Genomic DNA, 15,373 nt, shown 5'->3' on the forward strand with positions numbered 1-15,373 from the left:
ATTGAACGTTATTGACCTTTTTGCTGGGGCTGGAGGTTTTTCTGCAGGGTTTAAAAGGGCAGGGTACAATATCATTCTTGCTAATGAAATTGATAAACAAATTGCATATACCTATCAAAAAAACTTTAAAGATACACTGATGATAAATGAGGATATCCAAAATCTTGCTGAGAATTTCGATGAATTAGTAAATCAAAACCTTGCAGAGAACTTTAGTAATAAAGAAGAAATACTACAGGGTTTGCAAAATATAGATGTTGTTATTGGTGGTCCCCCTTGTCAAGGATTTAGTATGGCTGGTGGAAGAATTCGTAAAAAGAACGCATTTCTTGAAGACCCAAGAAATTATCTCTTTAAGTTTTATTTTAAAATCATTCAGCGTTTTGAGCCTAAATACTTTGTTATTGAAAATGTACCTGGAATGAAAAGCTTAAAAAATGGTCTTATACTTGAGGAAATAATAAATACTTTTGAAGACGAGTCTAATTTCAAAAATGGAAGATACTATCTTACTACAAAAGTTGTTTCTGCAGACGAGTTTGGTGTTCCACAGGCTCGTAAAAGATTTATAATTATTGGTTCGAAGTTTGCTGAGGTTGATATGGATATGGGTTTGAAAGTTGTGAAGAGGAATATGCAATTGATTGACAAAAAACGTTTCGAAAAAAACACTTTATATGATGCTATTTCTGATTTAAATTACCTAGAGCATTCTGAAGGAAGTATTGAACAAGATTACCTTTTGGAGCCTGTTTCATATTATCAATTAGCAAGACGGTCTAATTCAGAAACTTTATATAATCACATTGCTTCTAAACATAATGATATTGCCTTATCAAGAATAAAGCAAATCAAGCCAGGTCAAAACTATAAAGATTTAAAGGATGTTGAAAAAATAAAATCTGTTCATAGTGGTTCTTACGGAAGATTGGAATGGAACAAAGTTGCAATGACTATTACTACAAGATTTGATACCCCATCTGCGGGAAGAGTAATTCATCCAGAAAGACACAGGGCACTAACGCCACGTGAAGCTGCTAGAATCCAGTCTTTTGACGATGATTTTATTTTCTATGGTAATAAAACATCCATTGGGACACAAATTGGTAATGCTGTACCACCTTTATTAGCAGAGGTATTGGGGAATTTGATTAAGTATGATTATGAAATGTTATCAAAGGATAAAAAATATACTGAATTGCAGACTGTTGATATATAAATCAACAGTCTTATTTTTTTGGTTAAGAAAAGCTATGAATGTTTTAATAAATATCCATTTTTATTACTAACAGTTTGAAGGTTATGTGAATTAGTGCTAGGATAATTTTTAGATAGGGCTTTTTTAAGGAGGTACTGATAAATGCCAATGAATTTAATGGATAAAATTAGTGAGCTTGACCATTTAGAAAAAGACGCTTGCTGGTATATTGTTAGACAAGAGCTATCTTTTTGGAAACAGTGTTATGCCGTGTCTATTCTTGAAGAGTACAAGGGGAATAATCGTGGCTTAAACTTATTGGATTTCTTTGAGAAAAGAGCTAATGAGATTGCGAAAGAAAAAGGGTTTGAATCTTTTATTACAACTCATAGAATGTTGTATAATGCATATTATTATGGATTATTAAAAAAAGTTAGCAGAGATTATGAAGACGCTGAACCAACTAATGTATATCACTCAATTGTTGAACGCTGTGAAGGTGATTTTGAGAACGTTGAATTATACTCTGATATTGTAGAAATGCAGATTGAGAAGATTTTTATAAGTTCTCGTCTTGATAAGAAATATAATGATATTCGAAGCGATTATAAATTATATCCATTGTTTTTACTATTAAAAGTTATAGTAGAAATAGGTCAAATTACAGGAGAGTACAATATCTCTTTGGAAGAATTTAGAACATTTGTAGGCACTACAAAACAGTATAAAGAATATTTGCCAACAGTTTTTTACATATTAGAAACAAGAAATAGAATAAATGCTAGTGACTCTGAATTTATTGCTGAATATAATAAAGTAAAATCAAAATTCAACGGTAATCGCTATAATCAGGTTTTAAGGAACCTACCTTATTTTAATGTTCAGGCTAATTTTATTTCATTGAAAAGAGAATATATTGGTGAGATAAAGGAAAAATTACATCAGTTTGAAACTAGAAATTCTAACGACACGAACTACTTGAACTTCCTTTACTCTAATGAGAGTCTTCTTCCTCAACAAGATTTAAACTCATTAGAATCTGGATTAAATGAGCTAAACGAAACTAGTATTTCTAAAAGTACTAAATTTAATCGATTAGTTTTTGGTGCGCCTGGAACAGGTAAAAGCTTTCTGTTGGATGAAGACATAAACAAGTATTTTAAACCCAACAACGTTAAACGTATAACATTTCATAAAAGTATGTCTAATGGTCAATTTGTAGGTACATATAAACCTAGACCAAAGAAAGAAAACACAGACTTTATAACTTATGAATTTGTACCAGGTGTTTTTACAAAACAGTTAATTAGAGCTTTAAAGAAACCATCTGAAGACTTTTTAGTTATAATTGAGGAACTAAACCGTGCTGATGCACAAGCAGTTTTTGGGGACATATTCCAATTGTTGGATAGGGAAGATAACGGGGAGAGCAAGTACCCGATTGCAATACCCGAAGAAATGTACGATTATTTTGTAGAAAATGATTTGGAAATAGATGAACTGATATTACCATCTAACTTTTACATTTGGACAACTATGAATACAGCTGACCAAGGTGTTCAGCCAATAGATACAGCATTTACAAGGAGATTTGACGATTTTGAATATATAAGTATTAATAATAATGAAGAAATTATTTCAAATTATAAAGTTAAAATTAATGGAATAGGAATAGTAAATTGGAACAACTTTAGAAGAGAATTGAACAATAGATTACTCGAGTTAAATGTCAAAGAAGATAAGCTAATTGGAACATTTTTCATTAAAGAAAGGGCATTATTGGATTCAAATGTATTCCAAGAGACATTTAAGAATAAGCTTGTTTTTTACTTGGCAGAAAATATATTTAAACATAATAAGACTAAACTATTTGTTGAAAACTCCTATAACAAAATTATTGAAACCTATGATAATGACAAAAACATTTTTAATTTTGAATATGAGGAAATAGAGTAGGTGTCACAAATGAAACCTATCTTTGTAAAAGAATTATTCAGATACAAGTTATCAGATATACAACAAATCTTTAATTGTGAAAAGGAACTGCTTAATAGTTTCACTAATGATTTAATAAAAAGGAAGATTATTGAAAAAGAAAGTAGTTCTTACAAATTTGCTTATGTGGGTTTCATACAATTTCAAGGTAAATTTATTTTTGTTATGCCTAAATTTATACAAGAACATCATTTTGATTTATACTATCCTACTATCGTAAAGTTATTTAAAGAATATAATGAAAGAGAAAACTTAAATATAGAAGAAGTTGAAACTTTTGGGGACTTTGAAAACGAAGAGTTTTATAATCTGTTTAAAATAGTTCACTTTTTATTACAAGATTATGATGAAAATGGTTTATATAATAATGATAAAGTTGAACAGGAACTTAATGGAGACGGTGAGATTGATTGGAATCGTTCGATAGAACAGAATCAATCATATATAAGTGGTCAAAACATAATGTACTTGGATTTTTACACTCAAAAAACAATTAGTGACGAAGAGGATTTTATTAGGAAAGTTCATATGTTTGTTTTAAACCAATGTAGTAGTTTTTTGAAAGAATTAGATATACTAGATATTTTAGGTTTTCCAGAAGTAGATTATAATATAGACTTTAATGAACTAGGTGAAGAAGATTACATTTTATATAAGATTGACTCGGAGAAGTCAAATCAGTTCTTGGATAGAAAATTAATGTTATTGGATGCACTTTATTATTTTGTTTCAAAGCAAAATTCCTTTAAGGGTGAGAGTAAGCCTTATTTATTTGGGACTAGGTCTTTTGAAATTATATGGGAAAAGGTTTGTTCATTTGTGTTTAATAATGAATATAATAAGCTACAAAAGTTTATTCCCAGTCCAGTGTGGAAGGATTATAATACTCTTAAAGAAACTAAAAGGGAAACGCTAATACCAGATATTTTGAGGAAAATTGATGTTTATCAGTTGTTCTTTGTGTTTGATGCAAAATATTATACTACTACTTTTAATGAAAATGGAACCTTGATTAATAATGCACCAGGTATAAGTGATATTTCAAAACAATACTTGTACGAAAAGGTATTTTACAAATACCTTGATATTAAGCATTATTCTTTTTATAATATCTTTTTAATGCCAACAGATGGAACCGACGAATTATTTGGTGAAACTAGATTTGAACTATTTGAGGCGTTAGGTCCGATTTTTCTATTAAGACTAAACGCACAAAAAATCTTTTCTATGTATTCAAAAAGAGAACGGTATGAAGAAGTGTATTTTAAACAACTTTCTACTGCGTTAATTCCTTACAAGGAATAATTTTGATAAAGGCAATCTTTTCTATTAAAATCTAAAAGGTAAGGAAAATCCCTTACCTTTTTTACTACATTTAAATCTCGGATATAGTGTCTATATACTTTCTTTTATCCTTATCACTGGCTGTTAGATACCTTGCACTTGTCTGAACACTACTATGTCCCATTAAATTTGCAAGAGCTGAAAGGGGGATATTGGCTTGTTGTATTAATGAATTCGCATAGGTTGCTCTTAAACGAACACAATATAACTTTATACCAATATTTTTTCCTATATTTTCAACAATTCGTTGAACTGCTCTTGTTTCCAAGTATCCTTGTCTTTGAGATGTAAAAACAAAATTGCTCCTAATATGATAAACTTTTTCTGATTTGTTTCTCTCTTCTAACCATTCATTTAGGGCTTTATATGCGTCTTTGGGAATAGGGATATATCGACTTTTATTTTGTTTTGAATTTTTAACCAGTAAAGTAGGTTCTTTTTCATCTAAAAAAATATCATTTAGCATAAGATTGCAGACCTCAGTTGGTCTTAATCCTGTTTTTAGCATTAGCATTACAATGCAATAATTCCTTTTATTACTATTAGATGCTTGTCTTATAACTTTCAGTTCTTCAGCTCTAGTAAGATATTGACTTTTTATATTGTCCTCAACTCTTTGCAATCTAACATTTTTTGCAGGATTTAATTTTATCAAGCCACTTTCAAAAAGAAATCCATAAAATGTTTTTATAGCTGAAAGCCGTTGATTAACAGTAGCAGGTGAATACCTTTCTAATAAGTAATTACGATAATCCTTTATCTCCCTTATTGCTACAATAAATAAATTACTAATATCCTTCTCATTATTAACCCAAGTGGAGAATTTTTTAATTGTCTCCAAATAACTCTTAATGGTATTTTCACTTTTATCTAGCTCTTCTAGATATAGTTTGAAATCTTTATAATAATTCATTTTGCCACTCCTTTTTAATTGACTATATTATATGACAAGTTATACCTCTGTTTTATATGTTGAGTTTCCTCATTAAGCACTGAATTCTAACACTAAAATAGTTTTTTAAAAAATCTCTAGACGTATAATATTAATTATCTGATTAGTTATGGACACACGTATGTAAGAGGGATAAGTGGTTATTATAATTTTCAATAAAAAAGGTATTGACAATACTAAAACTATGTGGTAAATTTTTTGTACGCTATAAAAATATTATATGGCGAAATTAAACTTGTTGGGAGAGTGGAATATAGAATAAATACAAAGTAATAATATTTTTATAATACTAAGTTTTCCTATTGTCTTAATGTCGATTGACATTATGATATGCAATCGTAATAAGTATTTTTACGATATTACAATCAAATCAATTTAGAACTAAGAATCCGTAGATAGGCAGAGGTATGCCCATTTACAGGATTGGCAATTGATTTGATTTATGCATTAAGACAAAAGGAAAGCTTGGTATTTTTTATTTGCCAAGGGTTCCGTTTAGTCGGAGCCCTTTTTTTGTACCTTTTAAAACAGAATATTGAAAGTTTGTGTGCAATTTGCGACAAAACTCTTAACCGAGATTAAGCGAATGGTAAGCCCCCAGTGGGTATATAGCCAAGACCCTTTCTAAAGAGAAGGTGAGCCACACTAGCAGAAGTAAGAGAAACTGAAATGGAATAACCTTAAAAATAATAAACATAGGAGTGGTTAGAAATGAATGAACAATATAATAACATATCTGAGGTATTGGAAGAAGTTGTTGAATCAATTAGAAAACCAATATTTGAAGGAAAAACACTAGAAGAGATTTTTGCGATATATAAATTAATGAAATTTGAAAATAAGCTTAGTGAATCTATAAGCGAAGAAAATTCTAAAAAACTTATACAAAAAGCTGGAAATTACTTTGGAGAAACTTTACTAGAAGTCTTCCCAAGCAGTCAATGGTCTGAGGAAAAAGAAAATGTAGTAGAAATACCATTAACTGAAAGGTATGTATTGGAAGTATCTGTTGAGAATGCTGCTATAAATTATTTAGAAAGAAATTCAACTAGTTTTTCGGAGGCATACAAAGAAATACTTGAAGTGATTACTAATACAAAAATATAGAAAGTGGGGGCTTAGTCCCCCAAAAGATAAATATCGTATAAATCATTTTGCTGTTTTCATTGTTATAAATAAATAAGGAAAGAGTGATATAAATAATGATTTTAGTTATTAACTTAGATAGTAAGAGAGATAAAATGGGTAATCCAAGAAAATTAAGTGCAGTCTATAAGTATTATCTAGAAAGCGAAAGTATTAGCCTAATTGAAGTTATTGATAGAAGGTATGAAGACGAAACCGAGTTAAAATTAAAATACCCTAAATATAGATTAATAGATTCTATAGATATACCAGTAAGGGAGTACAACTGGTTTAAACATAAAGGAGAGAAAGCAAATGCAAACAAAAACGCCACAAAAGACAGTAATAACACCGACTGAAATAGAAGTAAAGAAAAAGGAAATGATAGAAGTTTTAGCTAAAATGCTTAAAGATTACTCGGATAAGAAAGAAAATAATAGCTAATCGAGAGGGGCTTGCCCCTCTTTATATATAAATCTGATACTACAAGATATCCAAGAAATATATATATTTTAACAATATTAAGGAGTGAAATTATTATGTCAAAAAAAGTTTGTGGTTATGTAAGAGTATCATTAGAAGAACAATTGAAAGGACTTTCCTTGGAATTTCAAGAAGATGCTATTAGAAAATATGCTGAACAAAAAGGATATGATTTAGTTCATATTTATCAAGAAAGAGGAGAATCAGCAAAAAACTTGGAGAGAAGTCAATTACAACTTATGTTGAGGGATTTATACAATAATAAATTTGATACAGTCCTTGCTTGGCAGGTAGATAGGGTTTCAAGAAATATTACTGATTTACTAAATCTAATTGACGAAATGACTAGAAAAGATAAAAGTATTGAAATTACTACAACGAGTGCCAATTCATTAAATGATAACGATACTTTCCAGTTTGTTTTCCAAGGATATTTTGCAACTTTGGAGAGAAAAAAGATATTAGAAAGAACTCGTTCGGGAATGGAGAAAAATTTTAGAAAGGGAAAATTTAACGGAGGTCGAGTATTCGGATACGACGTTATTAGCAAGGAATTAGTTATTAATAAAGAAGAAAGTAAGATTGTTAAGGAGATTTTTGATTTAAGAGCCAAAGGGAAAGGATATAAAGCAATTGCATTGTACCTAAATGAAATAGGCTGTAAAACTAAAAGGGGAAACCCGTTTAGCATTAATGGTATCAAGGCAATTTTAAATAATGCTATATACATTGGTTATATAAAGTGGGGAGAATACAAGAATTGGAGTGAAAAAAGAAGAGCAGGGAAAACAGAGGTGGAATTGGTAGAAGGTATTCATAAACCGATTATATCTATGGAACTTTGGGATAAGGTGCAAGAAGTTAATAAGAGGTATAGGGAAAAGTCTTTAAGAAATCGTACCATTAAAGGAGAATTGTTATTAACTGGTATTCTGAGATGCCCGCAATGTGGCTATGGTACTGTAATGCATAAAAGTAAAGGTCATATCTATTATATGTGTCAAAAATATCATAACTACGGGAAAACTGAATGTCGAACAAATCTTATTAATAAGGAGTTCATTGAAAAAAAGGTTGAAGAAGTAATTTTAGAGATAATTAAGAACGGTGATATATTAACCGATATGATTAAATATGAAGAAATTAGAAGAGATTCGAATACCGATTTAGCGGAGTATCAATTAAGTTCATTAGAAAAGAAGATTACTAGACGTAAAGAAACAATTGAAAAATTAGATAATGATTTGTTGAACAATTACCATATTATGAGTGATTACGAAAAACATCGTAATGCAAAATTGTCAGAAAGAGCGACCACTGAATTAGAAGAATTAGAAGAACAAAAAGAATTTTTAGCACGAGAAATTGCTGTTAAAAAAGGAAACCAGCTTAATGAGACCGAAATTAGGAAGTTGTTTAAGAACTTCGAAAAGGTTTATTATTCAACAGATAGACTTACAAAGAAAAAACTATTACGTGCATTAATTAAGCGAATAGAAGTATCGAAGGATAGAAAAAGCCTGAACTCTATTGAGTTCTGGTTTTTTCCTAACTATAGTTTGCCATTAGGTGAAATAGGGCGAACCGTACCATAAATAGGATTAAGATAGATTTCAAACTAACATGATTTGGTATGAGGGTGAGATAAATTGCTAATGTTCATGAATACGTGAATACGGTAAAATTACCAATGAGGAAACTGTTGGTTTCATTTAATCTACTTTTGAGGCATATGGTGCATTAGATAAAGAATACCTAGCATAACAAAGTTTTACCCTATAAACCTATTATTTAGCCCCTAGGATAATTACTCTCGGGGCTATTTGCATTGCTAAACATGGTATAGTGGTTCTAACGAGAGATTAATAAAAGATGAGGGGGTATTATGATGATAACTGATACAGATCTAAAGCACTTACAACGTTGTGTTGAATTAGCAAGAATTGCTCTGAAAAAAGGGGATGAACCATTTGGATCTGTCCTTGTTTCAGGGGATGGGGAGGTTTTATTTGAAGATCATAATCATGTTGCAGGTGGTGACCATACCCAACATCCGGAATTTGCGATAGCCAAGTGGGCAGTTGAGAATCTGACGCCTGAAGAAAGAAGCAAGACAATCACGTATACCTCAGGGGAACATTGTCCAATGTGTGCTGCAGCTCATGGATGGGTTGGTTTAGGTCGAATTGTTTATGCGAGTTCATCGGAACAGTTGGTACAATGGTTCCGTGAGATGGGAGTTGCTCCATCACGTGTTAGAAATCTTCCCATTCAAGATGTAATACGTGATACTATAGTCGATGGACCTGTTCCAGAATTAGCAGAAGAAGTGCATCAGCTACATCGCGAGTTTCATGAAAAGAGCAGCTAGCAAACTAACATAATCATAATTAATTAAACGCAACAAGGAAAGACACTACCATCATGCATTCCCTAGCTAATTTTTGCTTCTATAATATACTGTGAACTGTATCGTTAGTAAGGTGTTTTAATCTTATACTATCGGTCGCAAAGTGTAAAAGTAGATGTGTATTTTCCAATGCTTGAAGCTGGTGCAAATTTATTGGGTTAATTTTATATTAAAAGTCTTACCATTAATAACCCTTAACAAAGTAGACCTCTCTCGAGAGTCATCACTGTTAAGGGTTATCCTTTAAATATTCAACTTATCGTCTGGGGTAATAAAAGTCTTTTTCCCTATTCCTCTATAATTACATTATCACATCTTCCCTAGTATCTTATTAACCGTATTACGATTACGGACGGTAGAATGTGTTTTGAGTTTTCTCTCAAAGAAGGCATTGTTATATTTGGTTTGATGAAAGCTGTTAGAAAGGTGGATGATGATGTTTTTCTGATCAATCAAATCAAATTCATCACTAACACTATGTTGCAGAAGTTCTAGTTGCTCGTTTGAAAGGCGATTTTTTAGAAATAGAGCGTAGACGTTATCATTAGTAAAGAGGCTATGTTGCTGAATTTTTTCTAAATCTTCTTTTGAACGTATGGTAACAGGAATATCAAATCCAAATGTTTCTTTTAGTTGTGTCTCTATTTGTTCCTCTTCACATATAAGCTCCTCAAATATTACATTTCCTGTTTGAATATACGTCTGAACATGTTGAAACCCCATCTCTTCAAAGAGGGACCTTAATCTTTTCATTTCCACTTTGTTCTTTTTCCCTAAGTTAATTCCTCTAAGTAAAGCAACATAAGACATTCACAAATTCCCCCCAAGTAAACAATTCTAGAACTATTATAGTAATAAATTATATGATGTACAATAAATTCGGAATTTATAAGTAATTCTATTGGTTGCTTCCTACATCTCTTTTATTTTGATAATTCTTCGTAGCAAGCAAAGCAATCATTAATAGTAATTCACCAATATTACTTAAAGTACTAGTATGCAAAAAGTGAAGTACGGGTACAAAGCTCATCACTAAAACCCCTACAAAAAGCCAAGGCCATTTTTGCTTCCACCATATAATAATAGAAGTAATTAATAATGATAGAGAAACGCCAATGATCATGATAGGATTTCCATTTCCAGCCTTTTCATAGCTTAAAATACCATAATCCCAGGTTGGTTTTAAGGTAATATCCCAAACTACTGTTGTTATTTCGATAATGATTAGCCCAAGGGTAATTGCTAGTACAAGCCATGAAACGATTTTAGCCTTTGCCCATTTTACATCTGCACGTAATAAAAAGTCCCAGGCTGTTAATACAAGCAAAGGAGTGATAAGGGCATGCAACCAATATCGAATGACATTGAGTATCCGAAGTAACTCCCCTTCTCCGATAAATTTTCCTAGAGCTAAGATTAAGTTATCATATGCTAGAGCGAGAATAACTAGTAGTACTACATTTCCAATGGAGAGCCAACTGTGGTTCATAGCAATTCGAATACCAAACAAGAAAAGAATTAAATAGGCTAGGGTAAGTACTATATATATAATGGTGTCCATCATTCGTTGCCTCCTTCCTCTCTATTATTCCAATTGGACAACAGTCTAATCCTCTACATTTTCGAATAGAGTTATAATCATATTTTCCTAAATAAAATTGCTATTATGCTAAAATTAAGGAATACATAATCAAGGAGAGACTTCGAAATGACTGTGGAAAAAAATGAAAAGTTAATTATATTAGCGGTGGCATTAGGGACAATCCTAAATCCATTAAATACAACGATGATTACCGTCGCTTTACCAGCAATTCAAAAGGATTTCCAGCTAAGTTCAACAGATATTTCATGGTTAATTGCATCCTATTTTATTATTAGTGCAATCTTTACGCCGTTGATTGGGAAATTGAGTGATATATATGGAAGGAAACTCATTCTTATAACTGGCCTTGTGCTAGTAGTGGTATCTTCCATATTAGCACCGCTATCTCCAAATATGCCTGTATTACTTGCCATGCGTGGAATTCAAGCTATTGGTACGTCTGCACTCTTTCCAGCGGGAGTTGGGATCATACGAAATACTATTCAGCACAATCAAAACCGAGTTATTGGAACATTAGCTGTTTTTGCAACAACTTCTGCAGCATTTGGACCAACGATTGGTGGAATGCTGATACAATTCGGTGGATGGCCGGTAATCTTTTATGTAAATCTGCCAATACTAGCAGTTGCAATTGGGTTAACCGTGATATTCATTCCGAAAGATAAGAAAGACACAGCAACGTCCTATAAGTTAGATGGAATTGGAATATTGTTATTCAGCCTATTTATAACAACTTGGATGGTCTTTTTACTTGGATTGGAACAAGGGGTTCAATTCATTACATTAGTGATTGCGTTAATCTTAACGGTTATATTCTATATGTATGAGAAAAGACAAGACCAACCTTTTATCAATGTTAATTTCTTCCGGAAAAATTTAAATGTGGCGCTTATTTTTGGTCAATACATTTTATCAACCGTCCTATTCTTTGCTGTACTATTAAGCTTTCCAACATTTATACAAAGCGTGTTAGAGGCTAGCTCCCAAACAGCAGGAATCGTAATGCTGTCGCTATCCATTTTTGCAATGATTATGACACCCATTGCAACTAGGTGGATTGAACGAAAAGGTTATCGAATGCCGTTGTTTATCAGTGTGTTACTCGGGTTGGTGGGAGTGATCCTGTTATTTACCGTAAAAGATCATTCGGTGTTAGTATGGATTGGTGTAGTGCTAGCTGTTATGGGGATTAGTAATGGGATACAGAATATCGGACTGCAAAATCTGCTGTATACCTTCATTAGTGTGTCAGAAAGTGGGATTGCTTCAGGGTTGCTTATGACATCAAGATTCATTGGGAATATCCTAGCTTCTAGTATTTATGGAGTGGCATTTGCAACAGGAATGAATGAAAATAACATGAGCATTATGGCAATTGTACTAGTACTCGTTGCTGTTGTAATGATTCCCGGTATGCTCTATGTAACAAAGCATGAAAAAAAGAGTAGTAAACGAATGAACCAGGCTTGATAAGCAAGCCTGGTTTATTGTTATCTCCTATATTCCTTTTCAGTACCACTATTAAATTGAATCTCTAGTTCAATTTCTTGTGCATCAACAGGTAGGTTGAATGCCTCTATGACTGTATTTAAAACTTCGTCATCAGATGTATTTTCATCAAAGGTAAAAGTGGAAAAAATACGATCCAATTCCTCCATTGCTGCATCCCCTTTTAAATCTATATCTTGTGCTTTGTCTTGATAGGATGCTTCCAACTCGTCATTCTTTTCATTTTCATAATCAACATCAAGTGCATCATCGATACTATCATAATCGGCATCAAGTTCGAAATTCGTGAATCCATATCCTGAATTAGTAGTTGAATCCTCTGTGATTTCGGTGTTGTTGGTATTGCCATCATTTCCTTCTGTATCTCCAGTAGAATTAGTATTATTTTCAGTTTCTTGTTGACCTTCGTTTGTAGCATTTTCTGGAGGGTTTTCTACTTCATCACTATCTCCACATGCAACTAGGAATAGGGACAACACCAAGAAAATTCCTATCCCAACTAAACTTTTCTTCAACAACTATCACACCTTTCCTTTATGTTAGTTTTATTATTACCAAAAAGAAACAGAATAAAATCATTCATTTTACCCAGGTTGAAAAGAAGGAAAAGAAATATTTTTCCAAATGTATATTGACATGTCACTTGCACGGTGTTACGGTTATACACATAAGTATATAACCGTAATGGTAGGGAACGTCAATAAGGAGGGCTGTCATATGAAAAATGCATTTAATGCCGACAAACCAATCTATATTCAAGTGCGAGAACAAATTGAAGATCAAATTATAAACCAACAATTAAAAGAAAATGATCAGGCACCTTCAACAAATCAGCTTGTGAATTATTATAAAATCAACCATGCGACAGTTTCTAAAGGAATCAATCAGCTCGTGGAAGAGGAAATACTTTATAAGAAAAGAGGTATTGGTATGTTTGTTGCTGAGGGAGCAAGGAAGAAGTTACTCGAGAAACGACGCCAGTCCTTTACGGAGGATTATATTGTCACATTAGTTCAAGAAGCCAATAAATTGGAGATTACAAATGAGGATATCCTTACCTATATTAAAAAAGTTAGAGGAGATGAAAAATAATGAATGTTAAAGCGATAAACCTTCATCTTAATTATGGACGCGATGAAGTCCTACATGATATGAACTTTGAAATAAATGAACCAAAGATTTATGGATTACTAGGGAGGAATGGTGCGGGTAAGACATCCCTCCTTTCACTGATTGGTTCTTTTCGTGAACCAACGTCCGGTAAACTTTTAGTAAATGATGAAGTCCCTTTTGAGAATGAAAATGTGATGCAAGAGGTAACGTTGATGTATAACAAGGATTTCGCCGGAGAGTCATATCCTCCTTCAAGCATCGTTAAAGACATCAATCGTTATCGTCTAAATTTTGATTTGGAATATGCGCAACAGTTATTGAAAAAATTTAAGTTAGAAGGTAACAAAGCAGTTTCGAAGTTGTCTAAAGGAAAACAATCGGCTTTTAATGTCGTTGTGGGCTTAGCAAGTAGATCACCGATTACTATATTTGATGAAGTATATCTAGGAATGGATGCACCAGCACGGGATTTATTTTATAAAGAGCTGTTAAAAGATCAAGAATTGCATCCACGTATAATTATCTTATCGACCCATCTTGTTTCTGAAATGGATTATCTATTTGATGAGGTAATTATTATTAATGAAGGAAAAATACTTCTACATGAATCATACGACGACTTAGTTTCACGTGGTCTGACTGTAATTGGAAGTAAACAATCAGTAGATGATTTTGCAAAAGGGAAAGAAGTATTGAATGAAGAACAATTAGGGGATACCAAATCCGTCACCCTATATGGTGAGTTAAGTGAAGCGGAAAGACTTTCTGCATCGGAACTAGGTCTCGATATTGGTCCGGTTTCACTTCATGATTTATTTATTCAACTTACAAAGGAGGTAGAGTAGTATGAGGAAGCCAGTATCATTTGCTAGGATTGGTTTAGATTTATTATGGGTCCAGCTATCATGGACATTTTGGTTTCTAGGGATTATCCTTCTTGTTAATGTCGTACAGCTTATTTTTATGGATGATGTTGATTCATTCTATAGTGCAGGATATATTGCAGGTAATATCTACATGCTCGTTATTGGAATCATTGCAATTACATTCCTCCCATACTACGTAGAGAATGGGGTCACAAGAAAAAACTATTTTCTAGGAAATGCAACTGCAAGTATTGGTTTATCAATAATCCTACCGATATTCATCTTTCTTCTTAGCTTAATTGAAAAGTTGGTAGTAAAGATGGTCTCATCCAACACGTTAAAGGATATTTCACTGGTGAAATTTGAGCCAGAATATGATGGAAATATTATCGGGGATCTTATCCAGACTATTATTATTTCTCCATTTATTAATCCAGAAACCAATCTATTTATGTCTTTAGCATTGTTCAGTTTAAACATCTTTGTTTTTTATCTTATCGGTTGGTTGATTGGTTCAGCATTTAGTCGTTTAGGAGTGATAGCAGGTATTATTTTCGTCGCATTTGCTCTAGCACTATTTTCAATTAAAGATTCCATGATTCGGTTAGCAATGGATTTACCAATCTACGAAAGCCTTTCATTCATGGAAATTGTTCCAAAAAGTTTAGCACTACCACTAGTTTTTGTTGTGGTTGTTGTAACGATTACCCTGATACGCTTATTAACAAAGCGAGCTCCAATAAAAATATAACGAAAAGCCGATGCGTTTTGCATC

15 protein-coding genes are annotated in these 15,373 nt (G+C 32.3%); 11 read left to right on the top strand and 4 right to left on the bottom strand.

Translation table 11 applies throughout. From position 1 onward, the window contains the following. The first annotated feature begins 1 nt into the window (after position 1). From BUB12_RS06780 to BUB12_RS06790, 3 genes are all read left to right on the top strand, one after another. Positions 2-1,219: a DNA cytosine methyltransferase gene (locus BUB12_RS06780; protein ID WP_072889387.1), complete on the top strand. Its 1,218-nt coding sequence runs from the start codon at positions 2-4 to the stop codon at positions 1,217-1,219. Positions 1,220-1,360: 141 nt separating this feature from the next. Next, entirely contained in the window at positions 1,361-3,154 is a 1,794-nt protein-coding gene (locus BUB12_RS17455) for an AAA family ATPase (protein ID WP_084063249.1), read from the top strand. Between the two features lie 9 nt (positions 3,155-3,163). Further along, complete coding sequence (locus BUB12_RS06790; RefSeq protein WP_143155605.1) at positions 3,164-4,498, top strand: LlaJI family restriction endonuclease; 1,335 nt, start codon at positions 3,164-3,166, stop codon at positions 4,496-4,498. Between the two features lie 70 nt (positions 4,499-4,568). Here the strand turns inward: BUB12_RS06790 and BUB12_RS06795 are convergent, their stop codons facing one another. Further along, positions 4,569-5,450: a tyrosine-type recombinase/integrase gene (locus BUB12_RS06795; protein WP_072889391.1), complete on the bottom strand. Its 882-nt coding sequence runs from the start codon at positions 5,448-5,450 to the stop codon at positions 4,569-4,571. 750 nt (positions 5,451-6,200) lie between these two features. Here BUB12_RS06795 and BUB12_RS06800 point away from each other — a divergent pair. The 4 genes from BUB12_RS06800 to BUB12_RS06815 all read left to right on the top strand — a co-directional run bounded on the left by BUB12_RS06800 (position 6,201) and on the right by BUB12_RS06815 (position 9,468). Further along, entirely contained in the window at positions 6,201-6,596 is a 396-nt protein-coding gene (locus BUB12_RS06800; RefSeq protein WP_072889393.1) for a hypothetical protein, read from the top strand. Between the two features lie 333 nt (positions 6,597-6,929). Further along, the gene (locus BUB12_RS18180) at positions 6,930-7,058 is read left to right on the top strand and encodes a hypothetical protein (protein WP_268801935.1); all 129 of its coding nucleotides are present in this window, start codon (positions 6,930-6,932) and stop codon (positions 7,056-7,058) included. 95 nt (positions 7,059-7,153) lie between these two features. Next, positions 7,154-8,692, top strand: a complete 1,539-nt coding sequence (locus BUB12_RS06810) for a recombinase family protein (protein WP_072889398.1) — start codon at positions 7,154-7,156, stop codon at positions 8,690-8,692. Between the two features lie 293 nt (positions 8,693-8,985). Continuing rightward, a complete protein-coding gene (locus BUB12_RS06815) occupies positions 8,986-9,468 on the top strand; it encodes a nucleoside deaminase (RefSeq protein ID WP_072889400.1) in 483 nt (160 codons plus the stop codon). A gap of 348 nt (positions 9,469-9,816) precedes the next feature. Here the strand turns inward: BUB12_RS06815 and BUB12_RS06820 are convergent, their stop codons facing one another. Beyond that, positions 9,817-10,317, bottom strand: coding sequence for a DUF1697 domain-containing protein (locus tag BUB12_RS06820; protein WP_072889402.1), 501 nt, complete (start codon positions 10,315-10,317; stop codon positions 9,817-9,819). An 88-nt stretch (positions 10,318-10,405) separates the two neighbouring features. After that, on the bottom strand, positions 10,406-11,068 hold the full coding sequence (locus BUB12_RS06825; protein WP_072889434.1) for a hypothetical protein: 663 nt from the start codon (positions 11,066-11,068) through the stop codon (positions 10,406-10,408). A 147-nt stretch (positions 11,069-11,215) separates the two neighbouring features. Here BUB12_RS06825 and BUB12_RS06830 point away from each other — a divergent pair, with 147 nt between their 5' ends. Then, positions 11,216-12,580, top strand: a complete 1,365-nt coding sequence (locus tag BUB12_RS06830; protein WP_072889404.1) for an MFS transporter — start codon at positions 11,216-11,218, stop codon at positions 12,578-12,580. 20 nt (positions 12,581-12,600) lie between these two features. Here the strand turns inward: BUB12_RS06830 and BUB12_RS06835 are convergent, their stop codons facing one another. Beyond that, positions 12,601-13,134, bottom strand: a complete 534-nt coding sequence (locus BUB12_RS06835; protein WP_072889406.1) for a YusW family protein — start codon at positions 13,132-13,134, stop codon at positions 12,601-12,603. Between the two features lie 202 nt (positions 13,135-13,336). Between BUB12_RS06835 and BUB12_RS06840 the strand changes: the two genes are divergently transcribed. The 3 genes from BUB12_RS06840 to BUB12_RS06850 are packed head-to-tail and all read left to right on the top strand — an operon-like array spanning position 13,337 to position 15,349. Next, positions 13,337-13,711 carry a GntR family transcriptional regulator gene (locus BUB12_RS06840; RefSeq protein WP_072889408.1) on the top strand — a complete coding sequence of 125 codons (375 nt, stop codon included), beginning with the start codon at positions 13,337-13,339 and terminating at the stop codon, positions 13,709-13,711. Further along, entirely contained in the window at positions 13,711-14,577 is an 867-nt protein-coding gene (locus tag BUB12_RS06845; protein ID WP_072889410.1) for an ATP-binding cassette domain-containing protein, read from the top strand. Before BUB12_RS06840 ends, BUB12_RS06845 begins: the two co-directional genes overlap by 1 nt. A gap of 1 nt (position 14,578) precedes the next feature. Continuing rightward, positions 14,579-15,349: a hypothetical protein gene (locus BUB12_RS06850; RefSeq protein WP_072889411.1), complete on the top strand. Its 771-nt coding sequence runs from the start codon at positions 14,579-14,581 to the stop codon at positions 15,347-15,349. Positions 15,350-15,373 lie beyond the last annotated feature (24 nt).

This window comes from Ornithinibacillus halophilus (assembly GCF_900129485.1).
GTDB lineage: Bacteria > Bacillota > Bacilli > Bacillales > Amphibacillaceae > Ornithinibacillus > Ornithinibacillus halophilus.